Source organism: Kribbella sp. NPDC050820 (assembly GCF_040653975.1).
Classification (GTDB): Bacteria; Actinomycetota; Actinomycetes; order Propionibacteriales; family Kribbellaceae; genus Kribbella.
In genome coordinates, this window is record NZ_JBFAHB010000014.1 from 124,729 (window position 1) to 146,549 (window position 21,821).

At 69.7% G+C, this 21,821-nt stretch carries 19 protein-coding genes; 5 read left to right on the top strand and 14 right to left on the bottom strand.

Going from position 1 to position 21,821, the window contains the following annotated elements; all coding sequences use genetic code 11:
• Nucleotides 1-23 precede the first annotated feature (23 nt).
• Together AB0H36_RS15620 and AB0H36_RS15625 are read left to right on the top strand one after the other, a co-directional pair.
• Nucleotides 24-1,211, top strand: coding sequence for a DUF418 domain-containing protein (locus AB0H36_RS15620; protein WP_360522451.1), 1,188 nt, complete (start codon nucleotides 24-26; stop codon nucleotides 1,209-1,211).
• Between the two features lie 101 nt (nucleotides 1,212-1,312).
• Complete coding sequence (locus AB0H36_RS15625) at nucleotides 1,313-1,924, top strand: GNAT family N-acetyltransferase (protein ID WP_360522454.1); 612 nt, start codon at nucleotides 1,313-1,315, stop codon at nucleotides 1,922-1,924.
• Here AB0H36_RS15625 and AB0H36_RS15630 read toward each other — a convergent pair.
• Nucleotides 1,913-2,884 carry a helix-turn-helix domain-containing protein gene (locus AB0H36_RS15630; RefSeq protein WP_360522457.1) on the bottom strand — a complete coding sequence of 324 codons (972 nt, stop codon included), beginning with the start codon at nucleotides 2,882-2,884 and terminating at the stop codon, nucleotides 1,913-1,915. The two genes, AB0H36_RS15625 and AB0H36_RS15630, sit on opposite strands and share 12 nt — an antisense overlap.
• 53 nt (nucleotides 2,885-2,937) lie before the next feature.
• Here AB0H36_RS15630 and AB0H36_RS15635 point away from each other — a divergent pair, with 53 nt between their 5' ends.
• Nucleotides 2,938-3,324, top strand: coding sequence for a cupin domain-containing protein (locus AB0H36_RS15635; RefSeq protein WP_360522460.1), 387 nt, complete (start codon nucleotides 2,938-2,940; stop codon nucleotides 3,322-3,324).
• 44 nt (nucleotides 3,325-3,368) lie between these two features.
• Here the strand turns inward: AB0H36_RS15635 and AB0H36_RS15640 are convergent, their stop codons facing one another.
• Nucleotides 3,369-3,923 carry a DinB family protein gene (locus AB0H36_RS15640; protein WP_360522463.1) on the bottom strand — a complete coding sequence of 185 codons (555 nt, stop codon included), beginning with the start codon at nucleotides 3,921-3,923 and terminating at the stop codon, nucleotides 3,369-3,371.
• A gap of 136 nt (nucleotides 3,924-4,059) precedes the next feature.
• Between AB0H36_RS15640 and AB0H36_RS15645 the strand changes: the two genes are divergently transcribed.
• Nucleotides 4,060-5,775 carry an alpha/beta hydrolase gene (locus AB0H36_RS15645; RefSeq protein ID WP_360522466.1) on the top strand — a complete coding sequence of 572 codons (1,716 nt, stop codon included), beginning with the start codon at nucleotides 4,060-4,062 and terminating at the stop codon, nucleotides 5,773-5,775.
• Between the two features lie 453 nt (nucleotides 5,776-6,228).
• Here AB0H36_RS15645 and AB0H36_RS15650 read toward each other — a convergent pair whose 3' ends face one another.
• The 9 genes from AB0H36_RS15650 to AB0H36_RS15690 all read right to left on the bottom strand — a co-directional run bounded on the left by AB0H36_RS15650 (nucleotide 6,229) and on the right by AB0H36_RS15690 (nucleotide 18,648).
• Nucleotides 6,229-8,679 carry a tetratricopeptide repeat protein gene (locus tag AB0H36_RS15650; protein WP_360522469.1) on the bottom strand — a complete coding sequence of 817 codons (2,451 nt, stop codon included), beginning with the start codon at nucleotides 8,677-8,679 and terminating at the stop codon, nucleotides 6,229-6,231.
• 178 nt (nucleotides 8,680-8,857) lie between these two features.
• The gene (locus AB0H36_RS15655; protein WP_360522472.1) at nucleotides 8,858-9,304 is read right to left on the bottom strand and encodes a hypothetical protein; all 447 of its coding nucleotides are present in this window, start codon (nucleotides 9,302-9,304) and stop codon (nucleotides 8,858-8,860) included.
• 15 nt (nucleotides 9,305-9,319) lie between these two features.
• Nucleotides 9,320-10,066, bottom strand: coding sequence for a 4-hydroxy-tetrahydrodipicolinate reductase (dapB, locus tag AB0H36_RS15660; protein ID WP_360522475.1), 747 nt, complete (start codon nucleotides 10,064-10,066; stop codon nucleotides 9,320-9,322).
• 94 nt (nucleotides 10,067-10,160) lie between these two features.
• Nucleotides 10,161-11,996, bottom strand: a complete 1,836-nt coding sequence (locus AB0H36_RS15665) for a hypothetical protein (protein ID WP_360522478.1) — start codon at nucleotides 11,994-11,996, stop codon at nucleotides 10,161-10,163.
• 62 nt (nucleotides 11,997-12,058) lie between these two features.
• Nucleotides 12,059-13,450: an FAD-binding oxidoreductase gene (locus AB0H36_RS15670; protein ID WP_360522482.1), complete on the bottom strand. Its 1,392-nt coding sequence runs from the start codon at nucleotides 13,448-13,450 to the stop codon at nucleotides 12,059-12,061.
• A 36-nt stretch (nucleotides 13,451-13,486) separates the two neighbouring features.
• Complete coding sequence (locus AB0H36_RS15675; RefSeq protein ID WP_360522485.1) at nucleotides 13,487-14,800, bottom strand: pitrilysin family protein; 1,314 nt, start codon at nucleotides 14,798-14,800, stop codon at nucleotides 13,487-13,489.
• The gene (locus tag AB0H36_RS15680; RefSeq protein WP_360522533.1) at nucleotides 14,797-17,019 is read right to left on the bottom strand and encodes a polyribonucleotide nucleotidyltransferase; all 2,223 of its coding nucleotides are present in this window, start codon (nucleotides 17,017-17,019) and stop codon (nucleotides 14,797-14,799) included. The genes AB0H36_RS15675 and AB0H36_RS15680 overlap by 4 nt, the downstream gene beginning before the upstream one ends.
• Nucleotides 17,020-17,296: 277 nt before the next feature.
• The gene (gene rpsO, locus AB0H36_RS15685) at nucleotides 17,297-17,569 is read right to left on the bottom strand and encodes a 30S ribosomal protein S15 (RefSeq protein ID WP_360522488.1); all 273 of its coding nucleotides are present in this window, start codon (nucleotides 17,567-17,569) and stop codon (nucleotides 17,297-17,299) included.
• 116 nt (nucleotides 17,570-17,685) lie between these two features.
• Nucleotides 17,686-18,648 carry a bifunctional riboflavin kinase/FAD synthetase gene (locus AB0H36_RS15690; RefSeq protein WP_360522491.1) on the bottom strand — a complete coding sequence of 321 codons (963 nt, stop codon included), beginning with the start codon at nucleotides 18,646-18,648 and terminating at the stop codon, nucleotides 17,686-17,688.
• Nucleotides 18,649-18,767: 119 nt separating this feature from the next.
• Here AB0H36_RS15690 and AB0H36_RS15695 point away from each other — a divergent pair, with 119 nt between their 5' ends.
• Entirely contained in the window at nucleotides 18,768-19,787 is a 1,020-nt protein-coding gene (locus tag AB0H36_RS15695; protein WP_360522494.1) for an SGNH/GDSL hydrolase family protein, read from the top strand.
• A gap of 68 nt (nucleotides 19,788-19,855) precedes the next feature.
• Here the strand turns inward: AB0H36_RS15695 and AB0H36_RS15700 are convergent, their stop codons facing one another.
• The 3 genes from AB0H36_RS15700 to AB0H36_RS15710 are packed head-to-tail and all read right to left on the bottom strand — an operon-like array spanning nucleotide 19,856 to nucleotide 21,798.
• Complete coding sequence (locus AB0H36_RS15700) at nucleotides 19,856-20,734, bottom strand: NAD-dependent protein deacetylase (protein ID WP_360522497.1); 879 nt, start codon at nucleotides 20,732-20,734, stop codon at nucleotides 19,856-19,858.
• Nucleotides 20,735-20,758: 24 nt separating this feature from the next.
• Complete coding sequence (locus AB0H36_RS15705; RefSeq protein ID WP_360522500.1) at nucleotides 20,759-21,385, bottom strand: transcriptional regulator; 627 nt, start codon at nucleotides 21,383-21,385, stop codon at nucleotides 20,759-20,761.
• On the bottom strand, nucleotides 21,382-21,798 hold the full coding sequence (locus AB0H36_RS15710) for a hypothetical protein (protein ID WP_360522503.1): 417 nt from the start codon (nucleotides 21,796-21,798) through the stop codon (nucleotides 21,382-21,384). Before AB0H36_RS15710 ends, AB0H36_RS15705 begins: the two co-directional genes overlap by 4 nt.
• Nucleotides 21,799-21,821 lie beyond the last annotated feature (23 nt).

The window sequence follows — 21,821 nt, forward strand, 5'->3', positions numbered from 1 at the left end:
GTTTCCAGACAGGGGTGTATCCGATGACCACACAGTTGACGCGACCGGCCGCCGATCACCGCGGTCCGGTCACCGGCAGGGAGCGCGCCCTCGCGCCCGACCTGATCCGCGGCGCGATGCTGCTGCTGATCGGTCTGGCCAACAGCGCCAACTTCGCCTTCGCCGGCCAGCCCGGCGTGGAAAGCTTCCCGCACGGGTTCGAGCGGGTGCTGAACTTCCTCAAGCTCACCTTCGTGGACGCCCGGGCATACCCGGTGTTCGCGGTGATGTTCGGCTACGGCCTTGTCCAGCTGGCCCGGCGGCAGCGATCGGCCGGCGCCACGACGAGCGCCGTACGGCGGATCCTTGTGAAGCGCAACGGCTGGCTGATCGCGTTCGGCCTAGTGCATGCGACGTTGCTGTACTTCGGCGACTTCCTCGGCGCCTATGGCATCGTCGGGATCATCTGCACGCTGGTGCTGCTCAACCGCGGCGACAAGTTCCACCGGATCGTGCTCGGCATCTGGATCTTCGAGATCCTCTATGTGCTCTTCACCGGCTTCCAGGCGGTCGTGGCCGTGCTCAACAGCTCCGGTCCGGCGGCGCCGCTCACCAACAGCCCGAACCCGTCGCTGGCGGCCACGTCGTACGGCGCGAGCATCGTCGACCGACTGCACGAGTACCCGATGCACACCGCCAGCGTGATCGGCTTCCTCATCGTCGCCTGGCTGGGGATCTGGGCCGCCCGCAAGCAGATCCTGGAGAACCCGGCCGCACACCGCACCTTGCTGCGCGGCGTTGCATTCACCGGCCTCGGTATCACCGTCGTCGGCGGTCTCCCACTCGCCCTGGTCGGCGCCGGCTGGCTGCACGTCGACGCGGCCGCGGTCGACTCGCTCAGCTACCTCTCGCACGTGAGCGGCATGTTCGGCGGACCCGGGTACGTCGCCCTGTTCGGCCTGCTGGTCGCACGACTCAACCGCGTGACGCTGCCGGTTCTGGCGATCTCCGCACTGGGCCAGCGATCGCTGTCCGGCTACCTCTTCCAGTCGGTGTCGTGGCTGGTCCTGCTGGCCCCGTTCACGCTGGACCTCGACCTCGGAAGTACGGCGTACACCGCAGCCCTCATCGCGATCGCTGTGTGGCTCGTCTCGGCAGCCGGCGCCTACGCCATGAGCCGACGTACCTACCGCGGCCCCGCCGAGAGCCTCCTCCGCCGCCTCGTCTACTGACCTTGAGAAGCCACCGACCATCTTCACGCCCGAGATGTGGTCGGTGGCTTCTCAAGGTCCCGGGGGGCGGGAGGTGGAGGGGAGTTTGCGAGGATGGCGGTATGAGTGACTTCGGCGTTCCGGAACCCGCCAATCTGTCCGAGCTGTCCGGCGCCGGCGAGAGCCCGGTCGCGGAGACGAGCGTGCGGCTGGCGCTTCCGGCCGAGGCGAACGAGATCGGCGAGATCCAGGTCGCGTCCTGGCGCGCGTCGTACGCCGGCCTGCTGCCGGTCGACGTACTCGCCGATCTCAACCCGGCGCAGTTCGCCGCTCAGTGGCGGGCTGCGCTGATCGCTCCCGGCGAGGCGCGCAACCGGGTGATGGTCGCGCTGGCCGGCCGGACGCTGGTCGGGTTCGCCGCGATCACGCCGTCGGACGACCCGGACGCCGATCCGCAGCGGGACGCGCTGATCGCCGAGCTCGCGGTCAAGCCGGAGGCGACCCGGGCCGGCCACGGTTCGCGGCTGCTGAACGCGGTCGTCGACACGGTCCGCGCGGACGGGTTCAGCCGGGTCACGGTCTGGGTCAACTCGACCGACGACATCCTCCGGGCCTTCTACACCGAGGCCGGCTGGGCTCCCGACGGCGCCCACCGCGAGCTCGACCTGTACGGCGACGAGTCCGTCCGGATCAAGCAGATCCGGCTGCACACCGATCCCGGGTCAGCCGACTGATCGCAAGGCGAACCGCCGGCGGTAGTCGCTCGGGGTCAGCCCGGTCGTGCGTTTCAGTTGGATGCGGAGGTTGGCCGCCGTACCCAGCCCGCAGCTTCGGGCGATCGTCTCCAGCCTGACCTCGCCGCGTTCGAGCAACCGGCAGGCCATCGCGACGCGCTCTGCCGTCAGCCAGGCCAGCGGCGTCGTCCCCAGCTCGGCCTGGAATCGTCGATGCAGGGTCGCCTGGCTGACCGCTGCATGCGCTGCGATGTCCGCGACCGTCAGTGGGCTGCCGAGTCGTGCCCGCACCCACTCGAGCAGCGGCGCAAGCGAGGTGTCCGCCACCACGGGCACTGGCTGGTCGATGAACTGGCGCTGCCCGCCGTCGCGATGTGCCGTGAACACGAGCCGCCGGCTGACCGCGTTCGCGACCTCGGCACCGTGATCGCGCCGGATCAGGTGCAGTCCCAGGTCGAGCGCCGCCGCGCTCCCGGCCGCGGTCAGAACGTTGCCGTCGTCAACAAACAGGACGTCCGGCAGCAACTCCACCTCCGGGTGCAGCCGCCGGAACATCCGCTCCCACCGCCAGTGCGTCGTCGCTCGCCGCCCGTCCAGCACCCCCGCTGCGGCCAGCGTGAAGGCCCCGGTGCAGAAGCTGACCAATCGCGCTCCGCGCTGCTCGGCCCGGCGTACGGCGTCCAGTACGGCGGCCGACGGCGGCGTCTCGGGATCGGGACGGTTCGGCACGATCAGCGTGTCCGCGCGATCCGCCTCGTCGAGCCCGGCGACTCCGGTGAGCGTGAAGAACCCGGAGTGCATCTGCACCGACGGGTCCGGCGTACACAGGCTGAACTCGTACCACTCCCGGCCGAGCTCCGGCCGGCGCAGCCCGAACAGCTCGGTCGCGACCCCGAGCTCGAACGGGTTCGACCCGTGGTCGACGATCACGACCACCCGATGCGAGGATCCTTGCGGCATCTGCCATTTCTAGCACTCACTCCGCCTCGGCGCACCCGGCGAGACTGGGCGGCATGAGCAACGAACCAGTCGACCTGCGCGGTGTCCTGAAGACCTTCGACGACCTCTGGAGCCCGCGGATCGCCGCGCGGATCAACGACTACGACGTCCGCGTGACCAAGGTGGCGGGCTCGTACATCTGGCACGTCCACGAGACCACCGACGAGTTCTTCCTCGTCCTCGACGGCGAACTGAGCATCGCGGTGCGCGACCCGGACGAACGGGTCGTCTCACTCGCGCCCGGCCAGGTCTTCGTCGTCCCGCGCGGCGTCTTCCACCGCCCGTTCTCCGACGGCGGCGCCTCCATAGTCGTCATCGAACCCACCGGCATCCCAACCACCGGCGACCAGCACGACCCCCTCCCCGCCCACATCCAAACCCACACCGGCATTGACATCTAGAACGTCAGGCACACCCTCCGGCAGGCATTGCCCACACGCGTTTCTCACCTGGGGCGGGAGCGGTAGAGGTCTCGGAGGAGGCTGATTTCGGCGCCGTGGTGGATGGTTTCCCGGTTGAGGTGGGTGATCAGGGCGAGCATCGTGTCCTCGGCGTAGAAGGAGCCTTTGGGGCCTAGGGGTTGGCTGAGTTCCGCTTCGGAGAGGGCGCGGATCGACTCGTTCCAGCGGTGGTACCAGTGGTCGAGGAAGGCCAGGCCGTCGGCCGCCGTGCCGGGGAGGTCGGTGGGGACGTGCCGGGAGTCGAACATGTCCGCGTCGTCCGGGACGCTGCCGTCGCCGAAGAACGCGCTCGCACGGGTCGCGAAGCAACCGACGCCGATGTGTACGAGTCGCCAGGCGATCGTCGTCACCGGCGGCGGGTCCGGCACCGGGTCCTCGTGGTCGACCACGATCCGGCCGTCCGCGCGCGGGCGGACCGACCACGCCGGAGTGGCCGGCTCCCACAGGTACTCGTCGTCTGTCAGCCCCTGAAGCCGCGGCCACAGGTGCATGTCCCAGTAGAACTCCAGCTGCCCGATCACCAAGTCACCACAGTCCATGCGACGACGGTAGAGCCCTCTGCCGACATACCACGCACCCGATCGGCGACGGGCCGGGGGGTGGTGCTCGACCGTTCCACCAAGGCATGACAGATTGTCACGGTCCGATCACGCATGGCCACCCGCAGGAGTCTGCATGAAGTACCTACCCCTGGCCGTCGGCCTAGGGCTGTCCGCCGCCGCTGTTCTCGTCGTCCCGGGGTCCGGGGCGACCGCCTCGATGGATCAGGCGACCGTTGTCGACCGGCCGCATCCGGTGGCGAATCGGTACCTCGAGCAGACACCGGGATGGAAGCAGTGCGGCGACAAGGAGTACCGGACGTACTGCGCGAAGATCACCGTCCCCCGCGACTGGGCCAACCAGTACTCGGGCAACGACATCCAGATCGCGGTCAGCAAGGTCGCACCGGTGAAGGGGAAGCCGAGCCGGGTGGTGTTCGGCAACCCGGGTGGTCCGGGAGGCGCCGGCCTGGGTATGGCGCCGTACCTGGCCAGTCAGGCGCCGCTGGCGAAGGACCACCTCACCGTCGGGTTCGACCCGCGCGGCACCGGCGACAGCAGCAACGTGACCTGCGAGGGCGCGCCCGGCTACACGATGGACGCCCGCGACCGGGACCAGTGGAACCTCGACCTGATCGCCGAGGCGTCGCGGCTGGCCCAGCCGTACTGCGACCGGCAGTCCCGCGGCCTCCTCCCGTACGTGAACACCGCGCAGACCGTGCAGGACATGGACCTGATCCGGCAGCTGCTCGGCTTCGACAAGATCGACTTCGTCGGCTACTCCGGCGGCACCTGGATGGGCGCGTACTACCAGACGTACTTCCCACAGCATGTCGGCCGCTTCGTGCTGGACTCGAACACCGACTTCACCCAGCCCTGGATCAACACCTTCGTGGCCCAGCCGGAGGCCTTCGAGCGCAGGTTCCGCGAGGACTTCGCGACCTGGGCGGCGAAGTACGACAGCGAGTTGCACCTCGGCACCTCGCCACGCTTGGTGATCAGGACCTACGAGCGGCTCCGGGCGGCGCTGAAAAAGCAGCCGGTGGTCGAGGAGTTCCTGGACGGGTCGATCAAGGTCACCTACGACCAGAACACCCTGGACCAGATCGTGTCCGGGGATATGTACACAAAGATCGACTTTTATTCATTGGCCGTCGACCTGGCATTTCTCCGCGACCTTTCCGCGGCCCAGACCAAGGGCGGGCCCCGCGCTGCGCAACGTAAGGTCGACGCGCTGTCCCCGGCCCGGCAGCACCAGCTGGTACGGCGGGCCTCCCGCGACACCGTCGGCCTGCGCCCGTTCGGCCGGGTCGTCGGCGACGACGCCGAGGACGCGACCTTCACGGCGGTCACCTGCAACGACAGCCCCTGGCCGCAGGGCCGCGAGTACGGCGACCAGCTGGCCGGCCGCCTCGGCCCGAAGTACCCGCTGCTCGGCTGGGGCCTGAACGAGAACCCGTGCTTCTACTGGAACCGCCCGAACCTGACCATGCCGCAGCCCACCGGCAAGGGCTTGCCGACAACGCTGATGGTGCAGTCGGCGCACGACCCGGCGACCAGCTACTCGCTCGCGGTGTCGGCCCACAGCCGGTACGCCGGCTCGCGGCTGGTGACTGTCAGCCGGGAGGGCGACCACGGCGTCTACGGCGGTGTGAACCAGTGCGCCGACAAGATCGTCAACACGTTCCTCACCACCGGCAAGGCGCCGGCCAAGGACGTCACCTGCGTCGGCGAAGGCATCCCGGCACCGTCGGCGCCGCCGGCTCTCGACGAGTACGGCGCCGGGTACGGTCACACTCCGTTGCGCCGGATCGCCGGCTTCACCAAAGCGGTCTCCGGATATTTGCACTGACGCTACTGAATTCAGAGAGTGCCCGAACGGGCAGGAAAATCGCACGAATTTCAGGCGAATCCCCTACGGACCGGCATTCGCCGATCACGGTCGGCGAATTTGTCGCGGGACTTTCGTTGTCAGGACATATTTGTCAGGGGGATGTCAGGGTTCCGTCCCTGTGCGACGCAGCGTGATTTCGACAACCTTGAGTCAGCGCGGAGGAACCGGCCGTCGACTGGGAGGGCTCGACGCGAGGTGACATCGCCGACGTGGCTTCGGCCGGCTGTGAGGTGGGGGGACTGCCTGGGGGGTCAGACAGGGACACAGCCGGCCGGGTCCGTCACCCGTATGCCGCGCTCTCGGATCCCTCGCGGGGTACCGTCGATCCCCCAGGTCGTGGTGCTCCGCGAGGCAACCATCCGATCAGCAGCCCAGGTGGACTGCTGGTCGGTCTTCTTTTTCCGCCAGCTTTCAGAGGCGCCCGGTGCGGTTCGGGTTCGGGCTGGACGGAGCGGGTGGGTATCCGTCGGCCACGGCGACCAGTGGTGCGGCTCGCCCGGCCGACCAGGCTGTTCGGAAGGCCCGGCGATCGAGCGACTGCTCGATCGCACTCCGGGTCGCCAGGTAGTCGGCCTTCTCGATCTCCGGCACCGGCGCTCCGATGACCTCGCGCACCCCGTCGGCGGCTCCGAGCAGGAACGCGGCGTACTCGCTTCTCCCCCGCTGCTGCGCGACCGTCGCCAGCTCCTCGAGAACACTCGCCGACCGCCACCGGTCGCCGAGGTCGCGATGCTCCGCAAGACTCTCGTCCAGCAGGTGTACGGCGCGTTCGGTCAGACCGCGACGGCGTTCGACGATGCCCAACTGGTTCAGCGACCACGCAACGCCTTCGCGGTACCCGAGTCGCTGGGACAACGCCAGGCTCTCCTGCAGCAGGTCCTCCGCCTCGACGAGCTCACCGCTGTACTGCGAGATGGTGCCGAGACTGATCAACGACCACGCGAGTCCTTCACCGTCACCGATCAGCCGGAAGCTGTCCCGCGCTCGGCCGCAGCGCCGCGCACCGACCTCCAGGTCGCCACGCAGCCAGGCGACGAAGCCCAGGTGGTTGTGCGCCCACGCCATCCCCGACCGGTCTCCGAGGCTCTCGTAGAGGTCGTAGCTCTCGCAGTGCAGGTCCTCCGCGGCCGCGTAGTCCCCGCGCTCCCTGGAGACGCCACCGAGCCGTTGCAGCACGAGCGCCGTACCGGCTGTGTCGGCCAGCTCCTTGTACTGCGTCAGCGCGACCTGCAGCCGCGCAGTCGCGGCGTCGTACTCGCACTGCAGGAAGGCGAGCATGCCGGCGCCCAGGTTCGCCTTGGCACACGCGGGCGCGAGGCCGGCCATGTCCGGCTCCGCGACGGTGTCCGCCAGCGCCAGCGCGCGTTCGAGCCACTGACTGCCTTCGGCGTAGTGCCCACGCAGGTAGCAGAACAGCCAGAGCCCACCGGCCAGCCGCAGCGCCTCGTCGATCGATCTGGTCCGCAGCGACCACGCCATGGCTGCCCGCAGGTTGTCCAGCTCGCTGTCCAGCCGTTCCAGCCACTCAGCCTGGTTCACACCGCGCAGCTGTCCTTCGGCCTCCTCGGCCAGGCCGACGTAGAAGTGCGCATGCCGACGAGCCGCCTCCTCTGCCAAGCCAGTAGCGGTCAACCGGTCCGCAGCGAACTCACGAATCACGGCGAGCATGTAGTACCGCGCGACGCCGCTGCGCCGAGTCACCCGGATCAGCGACTTGTCGACCAGCCGGCCGATCAGGTCGAGCGCTTCGGCGCGGACCAGCGGGCCAGGTGACGGCTGCCCGGACATCACAGTGGCGGCCGCACTCAACGTCCAGCCGCCGACGAACACCGACAACTGCGCGAACACGTCCCGCTCCGCCGGTGTGAGCAGGTCGTGGCTCCACTCGATCGCGCCGTACATGGACTGCTGCCGGGGCGAGGCCGTCCGCGGTCCGCCGGCCAGGATGCCGAACGAGGTCTCCAGTTCGGACGCGAGCTCCTCGATCGTCATCACGTTCGTTCTGGCCGCGGCCAGCTCGATCGCCAGCGGCATCCCCTCCAGCCGCCGGACCACTCGGGCGACCTGGTCGAGCTGTCCGTCCACGTCGTACCCACGGGCGGCCGCTCGCTCGACGAACAGCCGTACGGCGGACGATGACTCGAACTCGTCCTCGTCGTGCGGCAGCGCCAGCGCGGGTACGACGTACACGCTCTCGCCGGGCACTCGCAGGAGCTCTCGGCTGGACGCGAGGACCGAGAGGTTCGGGCAGTACTCCAGCAGGGCCGCGCAGACCTGCCCGACCGTGGCGACGACGTGCGAGCAGTTGTCGAACACCAGCAGCATGGTCCGCCGGCCGATCTGCTCAGCGATCGTCTCGACCAGCCTGGCGGTGTCCAACGGATGCATCCCTGTCGAGGCCGCGACCGCCGGAACCACGGCAGCGGGGTCGGTCAGCGATGCGAGCGGGACCCAGCAGACGCCGTCGGCGAAGCTGTCCTCGAGCTGAGCCGCGAGCCCCAGGGTCAGCCGTGTCTTCCCGACTCCGCCCGGTCCGGTCAGGGTCAGCAAGCGAGTGATCCGTTGGCCAAGCAAACGTTTCGTCGCCGTCAGCTCGGTGCTGCGGCCGATCAGCTCGTTCGGCGGCGCGGGCGGCCGGCGCAGCTGGATCTGCGGGGACTCGGTGTCCCGGCGCGCGGCCGTGGTGAGCGTGGCCCGGTCGGCCGCGCCGAGCCGCAGGGCGTCCGCGAGCAGGCGCAGCGTGTGCGCCCGAGGCGCGCGACGACGACCCCGCTCCAAAGCCGCGATCGCGTCGACGCTCAGGCCGGCGAGCTCGGCGAGCCCCTCCTGCGACAGCCCGGCTTCTCGCCGGTGCCTTCGCAACAGGCCACCAAAACCTGCCCCCTGCACGTCGTCCGAGCCACGGCGAGACCCGTCTGATGGCACAGGACGGCTCCACCCAGTCTCCGACCTGCACGTGGCGGTTGCCACGCACTTGCTTTGAAAATATCCCGTTCCGCACCGCGTTGTCAGTTACCGCGGTGTCGTTTACAGCCAACTCTCAAGTAACCGCGGCCTCGTGCTTGGCGATCGCGGTCCGCATCGTGGCCCGTGCCCGCCGCCGATCGCCGGCCGCGTCGTACGCCGTCGAGAGCCGGAACCAGACCCGCCAGTCGTCCGGCGCGGCCTCGGCTTCGGCCCGGTACCTCTCGAAGGCGACATCGGCCGCGGCCCGGTCGACGCGCCCCGACGGACGGCGCGGCAGGTCGTCGACCGGCAGGCCGCCGGACGCCTCCAGCTCGCGCGCCAGGACCTCGGTACGGCGGCCGAACTGCAGCTCCCGCCACACCAGGAACGCGCCGAGCACCGGGATCACCAGTACGGCGGCCCCGAGCCCGACGGCGACCGGATCACCGGTGCCGATCAGCAGCACACCCCGCCAGCCGAGCAGTACGGCGTACGCGACGAAGACGACCGCCAGCACGATCGCCACGCGCTTGGCCGTCACGACAGCCCGGTCATGTCAGTCGAGGTCCATGAAGTGCTCGAGGCCGACGGTGAGGCCGGGAGCGCCACCGATCCGGCGGACGCCGAGCAGGACGCCGGCCATGAACGACACCCGGGCCATCGAGTCGTGCCGGATGGTGAGCGTCTCGCCGGTGTCGCCGAACAGGACCTCCTGGTGCGCGATCAGGCCGCGCAGCCGGACACCGTGCACGCGGATCCCCTCGACGTCGGCGCCACGCGCGCCGTCGAGCGCGGTCGTGGTGGCGTCCGGGATCGGAGCCGAGCCGGCCTCCCGGCGGGCCTCGGCGACCAGCTCGGCGGTACGGCGTGCCGTACCGGAGGGAGCGTCGACCTTCTCCGGGTGGTGCAGCTCGATGATCTCGACCGACTCGTAGTACTTCGCGGCCTTGGCGGCGAACTGCATCATCAGCACGGCGCCGATGGAGAAGTTCGGCGCGATCAGGACGCCGGTGCCGGGGTACTTGTCCAGCAGGCCGCGCAGCGTCTCGAGCCGGGCCTCGTCGAACCCGGTCGTGCCGACGACCGCGTGGATGCCGTGCTCGATGCACCACGCCAGGTTGTCCATCACCGCCTCGGGGCGGGTGAAGTCGACCACGACCTGGGCGCCGGTCTTGGTCAGCTCGTCCAGCTCGTCGCCGAGGTCGAGCCGCGCGACCAGCTCGCAGTCGCCGGCTTCTTCCACCGCGAGGCACGTCTGAGCGCCCATCTTGCCCTTGGCCCCCAGCACACCGACCTTGATCATCCGCACCCTTTCGACAGACTTCGACCGCCCAAGGATCTCATCTGCGCTGATTCCTTCCCCGCCCCACCACCCCGGTCAGGCCTGCCCCCGGGCGTCAGGGCGTCTTGGTGTCCCGTTCGGCGCGCGGCACGTAGACCTGCAGGTTCATCGTCTTCTGCTTCGGCGCGAGCAGTTCGTAGTCCGCGGTGAAGTCGAGCGCGCAGGCACGCAGCGCGGTGATCTCGACGTCGGAGATGGCGCGGTTCAGCAGGATGACCGGCGGGCGGCCCGGGCTCCACGGCTGCCCGTCCCGGCAGACCTCCTCGATCCCGGCGGCCGTCCGGTTGCGTTCCTTCGGCGCCACCCACGCCTCGCCGACCGGTTTGCCCTGCAGCAGCAGGACCAGGCCGGCCATCTTGTCGAAGGCGAGGATCGGGCGGCCGGACGGCTGGAGGTACGGCCGCAGTTCGGCCTCCAGGGCGGCGTAGTTCTGCGCTGCCGAGGGCTGGAGATAGAGCCCCTTCAGCGGTTCCAGCGCGGCCGGCTCGGTCAGCTCGGCATGCCCGACCGAGCGGTACGGGTGCAGGAACATCCCGCTGTACGAGATCGACGCCACCGCGACGATCGAAGCCACCGTGACCAGGCCGACGGTCACCCGAGCCACCACCGGGACCGTCCAGATCCCGGTCAGCACCGCGATCATCACCGCCACCCAGGAGGCGAACGCGTTGAACCCGATCGTGTACAGCGGGTTGTTCGTCCCGAACGCCTGCACCATCGGCAGGACCACGAGCAGTCCGAGGACGACCCACCCGCGCGCCTTCTCCCGGCTCAACGTCGACCGCCGGGTCAGCCCGTACCGGCCCGCGAGCACCGCCGCAACAGCCGTCACCAGCCCGACCAGTACGGCGGCCAGCAGCGTGACGGTGTAGTCCGACGTGTGCGCCGACCCGCCGACCGCGGCATCGTCGACGACGACTCGCCGTACCGAGAGAATGAACCCGAGAGCGACGAGAACCCCGGCGGCGATGCGCAACCAGCGCCACCGGCCGATCACCGCGACGGCGGCCGCCGCGAGCAGGACCGCGTGCTCACGGAGAGTCTTGCCGAGCAGTTCGAGACCGGTCGACCAGTAGACCTCGAGCAAGGCGGTCGGCGAGTACGACGTCTCCGCGATGAACCTGTTCACGGCCATGATCCCCGGCACCGCGACGTTCAGCCGGACCACGAACAGCTGCACCACCAGCGCTGTCAGCGCCAGCCCGGCCAGGCTGAGGCCGATGCCCCGGGCAACAGCCCGCCAGCCCTGCCCGGTCAGCACGATCACGGCCGCGATCACGATCAGCCCGATCACCACGACCGAGGTCCATTTCGCCAGCACCATCACGCCGATGACGACCCCGGCGCCCATCAGCACCCAGAACGGCACCGGCGTACCGCGGTCGACCGCGCTCGCCATCCACAGCACGCAGGCGACCAGCGTCAGCGCGCCGAGCAGGATGACGTCGTTGTACCCGGGCGACATCGGCAGCCAGCTGTAACACATCCCACCGGCCGCCAGGATGGTCGCCATCCCGGCCAGCTCCCACAGCCTGGTCGGCGGCGCACCCGGCCGGCGGCCGCGCAGCCAGCGCATGAAGCTGTAGCCGAAGACCAGGTGTACGGCGACCACGGTGAACAGCCGGAAGAACCGCAACCCGACGATGTCGTACCCGAGCCACTCGAAGATCGGCCCGTACAGGTACTGCACCCCGGTCAGCGCCAGCGGGTTCTGGTCCCACCAGCGGTACGACAGCAGGTAGTAGCCCTCGTCGGTGAGGTCGAACCCCTCGTTCGCGACCCGTCCCGCGGACAGCACCCACCACGCGGCGAGCCCACCCGCGACCACGATTACGCCAAGAAGCAACACGGTTTGCCTACGCAACGTGTTCGCTCCGGCCTCCGACCTCACGGCGGACACCTTAGGCCATCACACCGGAGTTACCTCATCGAGCAGTCGCTCCCCGACGCCGATCAGTGCGGGGTGATGTTCTGGTTCAGGTGGAAGAGGTTGTTCGGGTCGTACTTCTGCTTCAGGGCCTGCAGGCGGTCGTACGTCGTCGCGCCGTACGCGTCCTGGACGCGGCCGGCCCCCTCGTCCCCGAGGAAGTTGACGTAGACGCCGGTCTGGTGCGGTTCCAGCGCCTGCCACGAGTCTCTGGTCCACTGGCGCTGCTCCTCGAAGCCGTCCGGGCCGAAGGTGGAGCCGACGAAGTTGAAGGTGTGTCCGCTGTCACGGCCGCCGAACGCGGTGGCGTCCGCCGGGACCCGGGAGATCGCGCCGCCCAGGTGGAAGATCGGGTACGACGTGAGCGGCCCGTTGATTGCGAACCCGCGCGCGGCCGCGACGTCGACCACGTCGTCGGTGAGCTCGGCGACGTCGGACGAGCGCATGTAGTACCACCGGCCGTGCGGGAAGCTCAGGTCGAACATCGCCTGCAGGTCGACGAACGGCTTCGGCGCGCACAGGTCCAGCAGCGGCGGGGCGAACGCCTTCAGCGGCGCCAGCACCCGTTCGCCGTCCTCGATCGAGCCCGCGTAGCAGGCCAGCACGACCACGACCGGCAGGCCGTGCAGCTCGGACGGGATCGCCGGCACCGCCGGGATCCACCGGTGCATGACTGCCGTGGTGAGGTCGTCGGGGATGTCGGTGATCCACTCGCGGTAGAAGCGCAGCAACCGTGGCGACTCGGTCATCGGCCACATGATCGGGCCGGCGTAGAGGATCGGGCCGACCGGGTGCAGCCGGAACTCGAACTCGGTCACGATGCCGAAGTTCCCGCCGCCACCGCGGATCCCCCAGAACAGGTCCGCGTTGACGTCCTCACTCGCGGTCAGCAGCTCGCCCTCGGCGGTGACCAGGTCGACCGAGAGCAGGTTGTCGATGGTGAGCCCGTACTTGCGCATCAGCCACCCGATCCCGCCGCCGAGCGTGAGCCCGGCCAGGCCGGTGTGGGTGACGATGCCGGCCGGCGTGGCCAGTCCGAACGCCTGCGTCTCGCGATCGAGTTCCCCGAGCAGCACACCCGCCTGCGCTCGCGCGGTACGCCGTACCGGATCGACCCGGATGCCCTTCAGCGGCGCGAGATCCAGCAGGACCCCGCCGTCACAGGTCGAGTGCCCCGGGAAGCTGTGCCCGCCCCCACGAACCGCCACCGGTCCGCCGGTACGGCGGGCAAACGTCAATCCCGCCCGGATATCGGCCACTCCGGTGCAGCGTGCGATCAGCCCGGGCCGACGGTCGATCGACCCGTTCCAGACCTTCCGGAGCTGGTCGTACGCCGGGTCCCCCGGCTGGATCAGGTCGCCACGGAAGTCCGCGGCCAACTCGTTGAGTGCATGTACGTCCGCTGCCACAGTGCTCATAACCGCCCCCTTGGCGCCAGTATGCGCCCGGCGCGGTCAGAGGGTGAAGGCCGTGGTGTCCTCGTCGAACGGGCCCATCACGGTCAGCACGGGGGCGCCGGCGTACAGGTCGGCGGCGAGCCGGCTGACGTCGTCGAGGGTGACGGCGTCGATCCGGCGCAGGATCTCGTCGACGGTGGGCAGCTCGCCGTACACCAGCTCGGCCTTGGCGATCCGGGTCATCTTGGCGCCGGTGTCCTCCAGGCCCATCACCACCGAGCCGCGCATCTGGCCCTTGCCGCGGAGCAGCTCGTCCGGCGTGATGTTGCCGCTGGCAATCGACTCCAGCTCGGAGCGGACCACGTCGAGCACCTCGCCGGCCTTCTTCGGCAGGCAGCCCGCGTACACGCCGACCATGCCGGAGTCGGCGTACGCCGAGCCGAACGTGAACACCGAGTACGCCAGGCCGCGCTTCTCCCGGACCTCCTGGAACAGTCGCGACGACATGCCGCCACCGACGATCCCGTGCAGCACGCCGGCGACGTACCGCCGCTCGTCGCTGCGGACCAGGCCCGGCATCCCGAGCACCAGGTGTGCCTGCTCGACGTCGCGGTGGTGCACCTGCACCCCGCCGTACGTCGGGACCGGCTTGGACGCACCGCGTCGCACCGGAGCCGGCTCGGCCGCGCCGGTGACCCAGTGCCGCTCGAACGCCTTGCGGACAAGGCGAACCACGTCGGCGTGGTCGACGTTCCCGGCGACCGAGACGACGATGTTGGACGGCTTGTAGCGGCGGCGGTACCAGCCCACGACCTGCTGGCGGGACAGCCCGGCGACGGTCTCCGGCGTACCGGTGATCGAGCGGCCGAGCGGCGACTTGCCCCACAGTTGCTCGGCGAAGAGGTCGTGGATGTGGTCCGACGTCTCGTCGGCGTGCATCGCGATCTCCTCGTCGATGACGCCGCGCTCACTCTCCACGTCCGCGGCGGTCATCGTGGCGGAGGTGATCATGTCGCAGATGACGTCGACCGCGAGCGGCAGGTCGGAGTCGAGCACCCGCGCGTAGTAGCAGGTGTACTCCTTGCCGGTGAACGCGTTCATCTCGCCGCCGACCGCGTCGATCGAGGCGGAGATCTCCAGCGCGTCGCGGCGCTCGGTGCCCTTGAACAGCAGGTGCTCGAGGAAGTGCGTGGCGCCGGCCAGCTGCTCCGGCTCGTCGCGGGAGCCGACGCCGACCCAGACCCCGAACGTGACGGTCCGGAAGCCGGGGACTGACTGGGACAGAACCCGGAGCCCGGAGGGCAGGACGGTCCGTTTCACCGGACCGCCCGCCTCCGGGCTCAGCAGGGTGCTGGTGATCGCTCGGGTCACTCGGCGGACTCGGCGCCCTTCTCGTCGGACTTCTTCTCGTCCTCGCCCTCGATCACGGGGATCAGCGAGAGCTTGCCGCGGTCGTCGATCTCGGCGATCTCGACCTGCAGCTTCTGGCCGACCGAGAGCACGTCCTCGACCGCCTCGACCCGCTTGCCACCGGCCAGCGGACGCAGCTTCGAGATGTGCAGCAGGCCGTCCTTGCCCGGCAGCAGGCTGATGAACGCACCGAAGTTGGTCGTCTTCACGACCGTGCCCAGGTAGCGCTCGCCCTTCTCCGGCATGGTCGGGTTCGCGATCGCGTTGATCGCGGCCCGGGCGGCCTCGGCCGACGGGCCGTCGGTCGCGCCGATGTAGACGGTGCCGTCGTCCTCGATCGAGATGTCGGCGCCGGTGTCCTCGGTGATCTGGTTGATCATCTTGCCCTTCGGGCCGATGACCTCGCCGATCTTGTCGACCGGGACCTTCACCGAGATGACCCGCGGCGCGAACTCGCTCATCTCACCCGGCGCGTCGATGGCCTTGGCCATCACGTCCAGGATGGTCAGCCGCGCGTCCTTGGCCTGCTTCAGGGCGCCGGCCAGCACGCTGGCCGGGATGCCGTCCAGCTTGGTGTCCAACTGCAGGGCGGTGACGAAGTCCTTGGTGCCGGCGACCTTGAAGTCCATGTCGCCGAACGCGTCCTCCGCGCCCAGGATGTCGGTCAGCGCGACGTACTCCGTCTCGCCGTCGACCTCGCCCGAGATCAGGCCCATCGCGATACCCGCGACCGGCGCCTTCAGCGGCACACCGGCGGACAGCAGCGACAGGGTGGAGGCGCAGACCGAGCCCATCGAGGTCGACCCGTTCGAGCCGAGCGCCTCGGAGACCTGGCGGATCGCGTACGGGAAGTCCTCACGCGACGGCAGCACCGGCACCAGGGCCCGCTCGGCCAGCGCGCCGTGACCGATCTCGCGGCGCTTCGGCGAACCCACCCGGCCGGTCTCACCGGTCGAGTACGGCGGGAAGTTGTAGTTGTGCATGTAGCGCTTGCGGGTCTCCGGGGAGAGCGTGTCGAGCTGCTGCTCCATCCGGAGCATGTTCAGCGTGCTGACACCCATGATCTGGGTCTCGCCACGCTCGAACAGCGCCGAGCCGTGCACCCGCGGGAGCACCCGCACCTGCGCCTTGAGCGGCCGGATGTCGGCCAGCCCGCGGCCGTCGATGCGGACCTTGTCCTTCAGCACCCGCTGCCGGACCAGCTTCTTGGTCAGCGACCGGAACGCCGCGGACAGCTCCTTCTCGCGGCCCTCGAAGTCGGCGGCCAGCTTGTCCACCACGGCGGCCTTGACCGCGTCGGTGGCGTCCTCGCGCTCGTGCTTGCCGGCGATGGTCAGCGCCTGCGCCAGCTCCTCGGTGGCCGCGGCCTCGACGGCGGCGAACGCGTCGTCGGCGTAGTCCGGGAAGACCGGGAACTCGGCGGTCGGCTTCGCGGCCCGCGCGGCCAGGTCGGCCTGCGCCTCGACCAGGGTCTTGATGAAGCCCTTGGCGGCCTCCAGGCCCTCGGCGACGATTTCCTCGGTCGGCGCCTGGGTGCCGCCGGCGACCGCGTCGAAGGTGCCCGGGGTGGACTCCGCCTCGACCATCATGATCGCGACGTCACCGGAGTCGGTGACCCGGCCCGCGACGACCATGTCGAAGACCGCGTCCTCGAGCTCGGTGTGGGTCGGGAACGCCACCCACTGGCCCTCGATCAGGGCGACGCGGACGCCGCCGATCGGGCCGGAGAACGGCAGGCCGGCCAGCTGGGTCGACATCGACGCCGCGTTGATGGCGAGCACGTCGTACAGCTTGTCCGGGTTCAGCGCCAGGACCGTGATGACGACCTGGATCTCGTTGCGCAGGCCGGACACGAACGACGGCCGCAGCGGGCGGTCGATCAGCCGGCAGGTCAGGATGGCCTCCTCGGACGGACGGCCCTCCCGGCGGAAGAACGAGCCGGGAATGCGGCCCGCGGCGTACATCCGCTCCTCGACGTCGACCGTCAGCGGGAAGAAGTCGAACTGGTCCTTGGGCTTCTTGCTGGCCGTGGTGGCCGACAGCACCATCGTGTCGCCGTCGAGGTAGGCGGCCGCCGAACCGGCGGCCTGCTGGGCCAGGCGGCCCGTCTCGAAGCGGATGGTGCGGGTGCCGAAGCTGCCGTTGTCGATGACGGCCTCAGCGAATTCGGCGCCCTCCATGGGCGTACCGGTGGATCCCGTCACGGGATACCCCTCTCTCACAGTGTGACGACTGCGAGGCGCGAGCTTCCGGGGTGCCGGTCTTCGATCGAGGCCCGCGGGTGGCTGTGTTCCAGCCGCACCCGAAGGCCACTACCGAGGACCGGTCGTCCTCCCGCCACGCGCTTCGCGTCGCCTCGTTCGTCTTGCGTGCTTCGTTATTCAGTTGTGGGATCCGTGCCTGGGCGCGGATACGCCAGGAGCGGCCACCCGGGGTCGGGGGCCGCTCCTCGCGACGTCAACGGCGGAGGCCGAGCCGCTCGATCAGGGATCGGTAGCGGTTGATGTCCTTCTTCGCCAGGTAGTTCAGCAGCCGGCGGCGCTGGCCGACGAGCAGCAGCAGGCCACGACGGCTGTGGTGGTCGTGCTTGTGCTCCTTCAGGTGCTCGGTGAGGTGCGTGATGCGGTGCGTCAGCAGCGCGACCTGGACCTCGGGAGACCCGGTGTCACCCTCGGTCAGGGCGTACTCACCCATGATCTTCTTCTTCGTGGCGGCATCAACAGATGACACGGAGTTCCTCTCGATTTCCGTTGCGCGGCGCACCGGGGCATTCTTCACCCGAGCACTCTCTGTCCGCGGCCGTTCAGACGGCAGCAGCCAGCGTATCAGTCCGTGGACGCGTCACCCTAATTCCCCGTCAAGATGCGGCGTGCCTGGTCGGCGTCGGACTTGATCTGGGAGATCAGCTCGTCGACGGTGTCGAACCGGATCTGGGTGCCGCGCAGCCGGGCGACGAAGTCCACCGCGATCCGGGCGCCGTACAGCTCCAGGTCGTCGCGGTCCAGCACGTACGACTCCACCCGCCGGTCCACGCCGTCGAAGGTCGGGTTGCTGCCCACGCTGATCGCGGCCGGCAGTGGGTCCGGGTACGACGGCCCGCCCGGAACCGGCTCGAGCACGGTCAGCCAGCCCGCGTACACGCCGTCCAGCGGGACCGCGGCCTGCGGGTCGGCGGGGATGTTCGCGGTCGGGAACCCGAGCTCCCGGCCCCGCTTGTCCCCCTCGACGACGACGCCGGTGACCCGCAGCGGCCGGCCGAGCGCCGCCGCGGCCGCCTCGACGTCGCCCTCGGCGATCCGGCCCCGGATGTACGTCGACGACCACGGCTGCGCGTCCCCGGCCAGGCTCAGCCCCTCGACCTGGAACCCGTGCGTCGCCCCGGCCTCGACCAGCGTGTCCACGTGCCCGGCGGCCTTGTGGCCGAAGCGGAAGTTCTCGCCGACCACGACCGCCTTGGCGTGCAGCGTGCCGACCAGGACGCGCTCGATGAACTCCTCCGGCGACCAGTTCGACACGTCCTTGTCGAACGGCAGGATCAGCACGGCGTCGGCGCCGTGCCGGCCGAGCAGCCCGGCCCGGTCCGCGGGCTCACTCAGCATCGCGGGCGCCCGGTCCGGCCGCAGTACGGCCATCGGGTGCGGGTCGAAGGTGAGCGCGACCACCGGCAGGCCACCCAGCTCGGCCGCTCGCGCCTTGGCGTGCGCGAGCACCTCCTGGTGTCCCCGGTGCACGCCGTCGAAGTTGCCGATGGTGACGACCGAGGGGCCGAACTCCGGCTCCACCTGGTCCAAACCGTGCCAGACACGCATGACAGCAGGATTCCATGCCACAGCCGCGGTGGGCGCAGCAGGTCCACGGTCACCCCTTGTAATCGGCGTGTCACTCAACTTAGGGTGTGTCGGCACCGTCGATTCCGGGGAGGTCACCGGTGAAGCTCCGTCGAGTTGCCGCCATTGCCGTGGCGCTGTTGCTCTTTCCCGGTACGGCGATCGCCGCCACGCCGGCCTCCGCCTCGTGGGAGGAGCCGCTCTTCAAGAACTACGTGGCCCTCGGCGACTCCTACACGTCGGCGCCGCTCGTTCCGCTGCCGGACCTGCTGTCCCTCGGCTGTGTGCGGTCCTTCGGCAACTACCCGAAGCTGCTCGCCGCGCAACTGCGGGTCTACCAGCTCACCGACGTGAGCTGCGGCGGCGCGGACACCACGAACATGACGCAGCCGCAGAGCACGGTCCTCGGCACCGCCCGCCCGCAGTTCGACGCGTTGCGGCCGGACACAGACCTGGTGACGCTGGGGATCGGCGGCAACGACTTCGGGGTGTTCGGCGACATCATCGGCACCTGCCCGGGGTTGCGGGCCAGTGATCCGGCCGGCGCGCCCTGCAAGGCGCACTTCACCGTCGACGGCGTCGACACGCTGCGGGCGCGGATCGCCCAGACCCAGGTCCGGATCACGGCCGTTGTCCAAGGCATCAAGGAGCGGTCGCCGAAGGCAACGATCGCGCTGATCGGCTACCCGAAGATCGCGCCCGAGCACGGCACCTGCCCGGCGATCCTGCCGTTCGCGGACGGCGACTACGCCTACCTGTACTCGATCGAGCAGGCCCTGAACGGCGCCATCGCGTCCGCGGCTGCCGCGACCGGAGCGACGTACGTCGACACCTTCGGGCCGTCGACCGGCCATGACGCCTGCGCTCCGGACGGTCAGGCGTGGATCCAGGGCAAGGAAATCAACCCGCTGCGGGCACTGAACTACCACCCGCGCTACGAAGGACAGGCCGGCGTCGCGTCGCTGACCGCGAAGACGCTGAGTGGCGACCCGGCCGTGGTGACCGCCGCCGAGCAAGCCGCGTGGGCTGCCCGCGGCAAGGAACTGGCGCGGCAAGCGGCAGCCTCACCCAAGGCCGTAGAGGCCTCCCCAGACCGCCTACGGACCAGCGCGCAACGCTGACCCTTTCCAATCCGTACGGCGGACCCCGGGCCGAGCCACCTCACGCGTGGCACGGCCCGGTGGTGTTTTCAGAGCAGCTGCGTCAGCTCGATGAGTGCCCGGCCGAGCGGGAGGTTCACGCGCTGGGCGGCGTACGGGTCGCCGCGGGTGACGCCCTGGTTGATGATCAGGACCGGTTTCCCCGCCTTCGCGGCGTGCCGGACGAAGCGGAAGCCGGACATCACGGTCAGGGACGAGCCGAGAACGAGCAGCGAGGCCGCGGCGTCGATCAGGCGGTAGCAGCGCTCGACCCGCGGTTTCGGCACGTTCTCGCCGAAGAACACCACGTCGGGTTTCAGCACTCCCCCGCAGACCGTGCAGTCCACGACCCGGAAGCCGCGCACGGCCTCCTCGGGGAGCTCCGCATCGCCGTCCGGGTTGATCCGGGTGACCTCGGCCTCGAACTCCGGGTTCGCAGCGCGGAGCCGCTGGTCGAGGGCTTCGCGGGCCGACGTCGTCCGGCACTGGAGGCAGAGCACCCGGTCGAGGTTGCCGTGCAGCTCGATCACGTCCCGCGCACCGGCGGCCTGGTGGAGGCCGTCGACGTTCTGGGTGATGACGCCGTCGAGGTAGCCGCTCGCCTGGAGGGTGGCGACGGCTCGGTGGCCGTCATTCGGGGCGGAGCGCGCGATCGTGCGCCAGCCGAGATGGCTGCGCGCCCAGTACCGCTGGCGACCCGATTCGCTCGCCACGAAGTCGCCGTACGTCATCGGTGTGTGGGTCCGCAGGCTGCCGGTCTCACCGCGATAGTCCGGGATCCCCGACTCGGTGGAGATGCCCGCGCCGGTCAGTACGACGACCTCGCCGGCGGCCACGACGTCCGCGATCGGGGCGACATCCGCCGTACCTGGCTCCAACGCCAACACGTCAGGGCCGGGAACCCATTGCAGTGTCGGACGCGAGCGCACCCCACCAGCGTAACCAGCCCGCGTTCAGCCTCGGGACACGTTCAGCGTGGCGATCAGGTCCTCGTGGAGCTCGAACCAGACCTTGTGGCAGGAGTCGACGCTGGTCTGGTCGATCCAGGCGTGGTCGCCGGCTCGGGCGCGGTCGAGCGCGGCGGCGAACCTTCGGTGGTAGCCGTCAAACCGGTCCAGGTGGGTCGCGAGCTGGTCGGCCAGTGGTTGCAGGCGGTCGGCCAGGTCCGCCAGCTCGTCGACGACCTGCTGATCCCAGCCCGCGTCGGTGTGGTCGTTGAACGCGAGCGGGTCGTCGGCCGTGGGTCGCAACTGCCACTGCGTGCAGGCCTTCTGCAGGCGGGCGTTGAGCGGCAGGAACTCCCCGTAGCCGTCCTCGACGGCCTGCACGCCACCTCTGGCCTCGAGCTCGGCCCTCAGCCCGCGCTCGTTCTCGGCGCGACCGGCAGCTGTCAGCGACCAGCCGCCGATCCCGGCGAACTCGCTCCAGGTCACCCAGCCGAAGGCCTGGCCGTCGAGCAGCAACTCCTTCGCAACCGCGGGATCGAGCGCAAACCGCCTTGCAACCGCCTCGTCGTCCGCCACCCCCAACAGGCGCACCGCATGCAACGCAAGCAACTCGGGTGTGGACACGTGGGTCATCGCTCCTCCCCATCGGTCGATGGCATGCTCCGTGCGGCTAGCCGGTCTAGCCGCTGCTGGCATGCCTGTGGGGAGTTCAGACCGAGCGCCCGTGCCATCTCGGCCCACGTCAGCCCCAGCCCGCGCGCGGTGAACATCAGCCCGGTCTCGAGCTGCTCGAGCTCCGCCCGCGCTGCCGCCAGCAATCGCAGGCCGGCCAGCGCCGCGTCCCGTTCCGCCTGCTCCTCGGTGGACTGCCACAGGACGAACTGGATGAGGTCGACCGCGGACGGCGGCATCGAGCCGTGCTGCCACGGACGCCGGGCCAACTGGTCGGCGCCGCGTTCGAGCAGGAGACGGCGCGCGTCGTGCTCCCGTCGAGCCTGCGCTTGATCATCGAGGTAGTTGCTCTCCACCCCAGAACCCTGGATCATTCAACAGAATGTTGTCAACATCG